The sequence below is a fragment of the Kitasatospora sp. NPDC057500 genome, assembly GCF_042802195.1.
In the GTDB taxonomy this organism is placed as follows: domain Bacteria; phylum Actinomycetota; class Actinomycetes; order Streptomycetales; family Streptomycetaceae; genus Kitasatospora.
Map to the genome: position 1 here is coordinate 1 of NZ_JBHVER010000308.1, position 6,287 is coordinate 6,287.

1 protein-coding gene is annotated in these 6,287 nt (G+C 74.4%); it reads right to left on the reverse strand.

Annotated features, from left to right (window positions below):
* Positions 1-6,287: SDR family NAD(P)-dependent oxidoreductase (locus tag ACFU74_RS35160; protein ID WP_380764206.1), on the reverse strand; the 6,287-nt coding region annotated here is incomplete at both ends.

Genomic DNA, 6,287 nt, shown 5'->3' on the forward strand with positions numbered 1-6,287 from the left:
GGTGGCGACGGCGCCGCGGGTGGCGATGAGTAGGCGTGAGGTGGTGAAGCGTTCGTCGGTGAGCCAGGTCTGGAGGGTGTTGAGGACGTGGGTGGTGGTGGTGCGGATGGCGGTGGGGATGTCGTCGGTGGTTTCGGTGGTGCCGCAGTCCAGGAGGACGGCTTCGGGGACGGGGTCGGTGTCGGTGAGGTCTTCCCAGCGTGTCCAGGTGGGTGGGGTGTTCGAGGTGGGGCGTGTCGGGGACCAGGTGATTTCGTAGAGGGCTCCCTCGGCGGGGCCGCCGGCCGCCAACTGCTCCGGCGAGACCGGACGGCCGACCATCGACCGTACCGACAGCACGGGGCGCCCGAGCGGGTCTGCCAGTGAGAGCGCCAGCCCGTCGCCCTCGGCCCGGGTCAGCCGCACCCGAACCGCGGAGGCGCCTGCGGTGTGCAGCGACACTCCGCTCCAGACGAACGGGATGCCCGCCCCGTCGCCGTCGCCCTCGACGATCCCGGGGTGCAGCGCGGCGTCGAGCAGAGCCGGGTGGACGGCGAAGCGCCTGGCGTCCTCCACCGCCTGCTCCGGCAGCACGACGTCGGCGTACAGTTCGTCACCGCGCCGCCACAGCGCCCGGAGCCCCTGGAACACCGGGCCGTAGCCGAATCCGAGCTCGGCGATCTGCTCGTAGGCGCCGTCGACCGGCACCTCGACCGCGCCCGCCGGCGGCCAGAGCGAGGTGTCGAAGGGCACCGGACCGTCTCCGGGGTCCTGTGCCAGCAGACCGGAGGCGTGCTCCACCCAGGGCGAGTCCTCCAGTCCCTCCGGCCGGGAGTGGATGCCCAGCGGGGCCCGTCCCGATCCGTCCGGGGCGCCGACCCGCACCTGCAGGCGCAGTGCGCCCTCGCTCGGGAGGATCAACGGCGCGACCAGCGTCAGTTCCTCGACCGACCCGCAGCCGGCCTCGTCCGCGGCGCGGATCGCCAGCTCCAGCAGGCCGGTGCCGGGGACCAGCACGGTGTCGTGCACCTGGTGGTCGGCCAGCCAGGGGTGCGACTCCAGCGACAGCCGCCCGGTGAGCAGGACCCCGTCGCCCTCCGCGAGCTCGACCACCGCGCCCAGCACCGGGTGCCGGGCCGCGCGAAGACCGGCGTACCGCACCTCCCCGGTGCGCGAGGCGGTGGGCGCGGGCCAGTAGCGGCGGCGCTGGAAGGCGTAGGTCGGCAGGTCGACCCGGGTGGCACCGGTGCCCTCGAAGAGGGACGGCCAGTCCACCGGAGCGCCGTCCGCGTGCAACCCGGCCAGCGCCCGCAGCAGGGTGGCCTCCTCGTCGCGGCCGGTGCGCAGCGCGGGTACGCACAGTGCCCCGTCCGCCGACTCGGCGGCCAGTCCGCACAGTGCCCCGTCCGGCCCGAGTTCGAGCATGCGGCTCACGCCCTCGCGGTGCAGGGAGGCGACCCCGTCGGCGAATCGGACGGCTTCCCGGATGTGGCGTGTCCAGTAGTCGGGTGAGCGGAGTTGTTCGTCGGTGGCGAGTGCGCCGGTGAGGTTGGAGACGAGGGGGATGCGGGGTGTGCCGTAGTCGAGGTGTTCGACCGTGGTGCGGAACTCGTCGAGGATCGGGTCCATCAGGGGGGAGTGGAAGGCGTGGGAGACGCGCAGGCGGGTGGTCTTGCGTCCGAGGCCGGCGAAGTGTGCGGTGGTCTCCTGGACCGCGGTGTGTTCGCCGGAGACGACGACGGCGTCGGGGCCGTTGACGGCGGCGATCGAGACGGGGCCGTGGAGTTGTGCGAGGACTTCGTCCTCGGTGGCCTGGAGGGCGGCCATCGCTCCGCCTTCGGGCAGGGCTTGCATGAGTCGGGCGCGTGCCGTGACCAGGGTGCAGGCGTCGGTGAGGGTGAGGACGCCTGCCGCGTGTGCTGCTGCGACTTCGCCGATGGAGTGTCCGGCCAGGTAGTCGGGCCGTACGCCCCAGGATTCCAGGAGGCGGAAGAGTGCCACTTCGACGGCGAACAGGGCGGGTTGGGCCCATTCGGTGCGGTTGAGCTGCTCGGCGTCGTCGCCCCAGACCACCTCGCGGAGGCCGTCGCCCAGTTCGGCGCAGACGGCGTCGAAGGCCGTCGCGAAGGCCTCGAACCGCTCGTACAGCCCGCGTCCCATGCCGAGCCGCTGCGACCCCTGGCCGGAGAAGAGGAAGGCTGTGGCCGAGTCGTGGGCCAGGCCCCGGACCGCACCGCCCGTCGTGGCCTCTCCGGCGGCCAGCGCGGCCAGGCCGCTCATTGCGGCGTCCCGGTCCTCGGCCAGCACCACGGCGCGGTGCGGGAAGAGCGAGCGGCCGGTGGTCAGCGTCAGGGCGGCGTCGACCGGCCGCACCTCGGCGTCGGCCGCCAGGCGGTCCAGCAGCCGACCCGCCTGCTCCCGCACCGCGGTCTCGGACTTGCCGGAGACCACCAGCGGGACGAGGCCGGGCGCCCTGTCCTGACGTGTGGTCACCGTACGTACTTCGGCGGCCTGTTCGAGCACCACGTGGGCGTTGGTGCCGCTGATCCCGAACGAGGAGACCGCGGATCGGCGCGGTCGTCCGGTCTGCGGCCACGGCGTCTGCTCGGTCAGCAGTTCCACCGAGCCGGCCGACCAGTCGACGTGCGAGGACGGCTGGTCGACGTGCAGGGTACGCGGCACGACTCCGTGGCGCATCGCCTGCACCATCTTGATGATTCCGGCGACGCCGGCGGCGGCCTGGGTGTGGCCGATGTTGGACTTGATCGAGCCCAGCAGCAGGGGGTGCTCGCGGTCCTGGCCGTAGGTGGCCAGCAGGGCCTGGGCCTCGATCGGGTCGCCCAGGGCGGTGCCGGTGCCGTGCGCCTCCACCACGTCCACCTCGGCCGTGGAGAGCCCGCCGGCGGCCAGCGCCTGGCGGATCACCCGCTGCTGCGAGGGGCCGTTGGGGGCGGTGAGGCCGTTGGACGCGCCGTCCTGGTTGATCGCGCTGCCGCGCACCACTGCCAGCACGTCGTGCCCGTTGCGCTCGGCGTCGGAGAGCCGCTCCAGCACCAGCAGGCCGACGCCCTCGCCCCAGCCGGTGCCGTCGGCCGCCTCCGCGAAGGACTTGCAGCGACCGTCCCCGGCCAGGCCGCCCTGCTGGGCGAACTCCATGAAGGCGGCCGGGCTCACCATGGCCGTGACGCCGCCGGCCAGCGCGAGCGAGCACTCGCCGGAGCGCAGCGCCTGGGCCGCCAGGTGCAGGGCCACCAGCGACGAGGAGCAGGCGGTGTCGATGCTGATCGCCGGGCCCTCCAGGCCCAGTGCGTAGGCCACCCGGCCGGAGAGCACGCTGACGGCGGTGCCGGTGCCGGCGAACCCGATCAGGTCGTCCGGGATGTCGGCGAGCAACGAGGCGTAGTCGTGGGACATGACCCCGGCGAAGACGCCGGTCCGGCTGCCCCGGAGCGACTCCGGATCGATACCCGCCCGCTCGAACGCCTCCCAGGCCACCTCCAGCAGCAGTCGCTGCTGCGGGTCCATGGTCAGCGCCTCGCGCGGTGAGATGCCGAAGAAGTCCGGGTCGAAGCCGGCGATGTCGTGCACGAAGCCGCCGGCCCGGGTGAACGCGCCGTTGTCCGGACCGAGGTCCCAGCCGCGGTCCGTCGGGAACGCGGTGATCGCGTCCCGGTCGTCGGCGACCAGCCGCCAGAGGTCCTCCGGCGAGGCGACCCCGCCCGGGTAGCGGCACGCCATGGCGACGATCGCGATCGCCTCGTCGCTCGCCGGCGCGACCGCGCCGACGGTGTCGGGGGAGTGGTCGTCCAGCAACTCGGCCAGCAGGTACTCGGCGAGCAGCACCGGGGTCGGGTAGTCGAAGACCAGGGTCGCCGGGAGTTGCAGTCCGGTGCCGGTGGAGAGACCGTTGCGCAGCTCGACAGCGGTGAGGGAGTCGAAACCGAGCTGGGAGAACGCCCGCCTGGGATCCAGCCCCTGCGGGGAGACGAAGCCGAGCACGGTGGCCACCTGGGTGCGCACCAGGTCCAGCAGCGCCTCGGCGCGGCCGTCCTGCGGCAGGGCCAGCAGCCGCTGGCGCAGCGCCGGGTCGGTGGCGCGGGAGGTCGCCCGGACGCGGCGGGCCGGACCTCGGAACAGGCCGCGCAGCAGCTGCGGCAGGGTGCCGGCCGCAGCCTGGGCGCGGAACACCGTCGGCTCCAGGCGGATCGGGACCAGTTGCGGGCGCTCGGCGGTGAACGCGGCGTCCAGCACCGCGAGACCGTCCTCGGTGGCGAGCGGGAGGATGCCCGCCCGCTCCATCCGGGCCTGGTCCACCTCGTCCAGCTCCGCCGTCATGGCGCTGTGCTCGGCCCACAGGCCCCACGCGAGGGAGACCGCGGGGAGGCCGGCCGCGTGGCGGTTGTGCGCCAGGGCGTCCAGCACGGTGTTGGCGGCCGCGTAGCTCGCCTGACCGGCGCTGCCGAGCACGCCGGCGGCGGAGGAGAAGAGCACGAAGGCCGACAGCCCGTGGTCGAGGGTCAGCTCGTGCAGGTTGAGCGCGCCGTCCACCTTGGGGCGCAGCACCCGGTCCACCCGCTCGGGCGTCAGCGAGGCGATCACGCCGTCGTCCAGGACGCCCGCCGCGTGCACGACGGCGGTCAGCGGGTGCTCGGCCGGGACCTGTGCCAGCTCGGCGGCCAGGGCGTCGCGGTCGGCGACGTCGCAGGCGGCGAACCGGACGGTGGCGCCCAGCCCGGTCAGCTCGGCGGCCAGCTCGTCCGCACCGGCGGCGCCGCCGCCCTGCCGGCTGAGCAGCAGGAGCTGTCGGACGCCCCGTTCGGCGACCAGGTGACGCGCGACCAGCGCGCCCAGGGCTCCCGTGGCACCGGTGATCAGCACGGTGCTCGCGGGGTCGATCCCGGGCACCGGGGCGGCGGTCGGCGCCGCGGCCCGGGCCAGCCGCGCGACGTGCGGAACGCCGTCGCGCAGTGCCAGGCACGGCTCGTCCAGTTGCAGGGCGGCGGCGAGCGCCTGCTCCGAGGCGTCCAGCCCGTCCAGGTCGACGAGCCTGATCCGGCCGGGGCTCTCGGTCTGGGCGGAACGCAGCAGGCCCCAGGCGGCCGCCTGGGCCAGGTCCACCGGTCGTTCGGTGTCCACGGCGACGGCGTCGCGGGTCACGAAGACCACGGAGGCGTCCTGCGGCAGCTCGTGGAGGCGGGCCAGGACGGCGGTGACGGCGTCCCCGGGGCTGTCGCCCCCGACCCTCAGCACCTGCGGCTCCGGGGCGGCCGGGGCGGGTGCGGGCAGGGGCACGGCCGGCCAGGTCAGCCGGTGCAGGGCACTGGCCCAGGCGCTGCCGGACGCGGCGGCGGGAAGTTCGCGCAGGGTGAGGCGGTCGACGGTGGCCACGGGCTGCCCGGTGGTGTCCGCGACCGTGAAGGAGAAGTCGGTGGCGCCGTGCCGGGTCATCCGGACCCGGAGGGCGGTGGCGCCGGTGGCGTGCAGCGAGACGCCCGACCAGGCGAACGGCAACTGCGGCCGGCCGCCCTCGTCGGAGAGCAGGGCGCAGGAATGCAGCGCGGCGTCGAGCAGGGCGGGGTGGAGGGCGAAGCGGGCGGCCTCGGCGTGCTTCTCCTCCGGCAGGGCGACCTCCGCGTACACGTCCTCGCCGACCCGCCAGGCGGCGCGCAGGCCCTGGAAGACGGGGCCGTAGCCGAAGCCGGCGCGGGCGAACTCCTCGTACAGCGTGTCGACCGGAACGGCGGCGGCCTCGGCCGGCGGCCAGGTGGGCAGCGGCAGGGGCTCGGCGGCGGTGCCCGTACCCAGGAACCCGCTGGCGTGCAGGGTCCAGGCGTCGTCGTCCTCGGCGGATTCCGGGCGGGAGTGGACGGTGAGGGTGCGTCGGGTGGAGTCGTCGGCCGCGGAGAGTGCGAGCTGGATCCGCACGGCGCCGGACTCGGGCAGCACCAACGGGGTGTGGAGGGTGAGTTCGGCCAGTTCGTCGCATCCGGCCTGCTCGCCGGCGCGCAGCGCCAGCTCGACGAAGGCCGTGCCGGGGACCAGCACATCGCCCTGGACGGCGTGGTCGGCGAGCCAGGGGTGGGTCGCGAGCGACAGCCGGCCGGTGAAGAGGTAGCCCTCGGAGTTGGCGAGCACCGTGACGGCGCCCAGCATCGGGTGCTCGACGGAGCCGAGGCCGGCCGACGAGACGTCACCGACGGATGGCAGGTCGTCCAGCCAGTAGTGCTGGTGTTGGAAGGGGTAGGTGGGGAGGTCGAGGTGGTGGGTGGGGGTGTTGAGGATGGTGGGCCAGTGGATGGGGGTGGTTG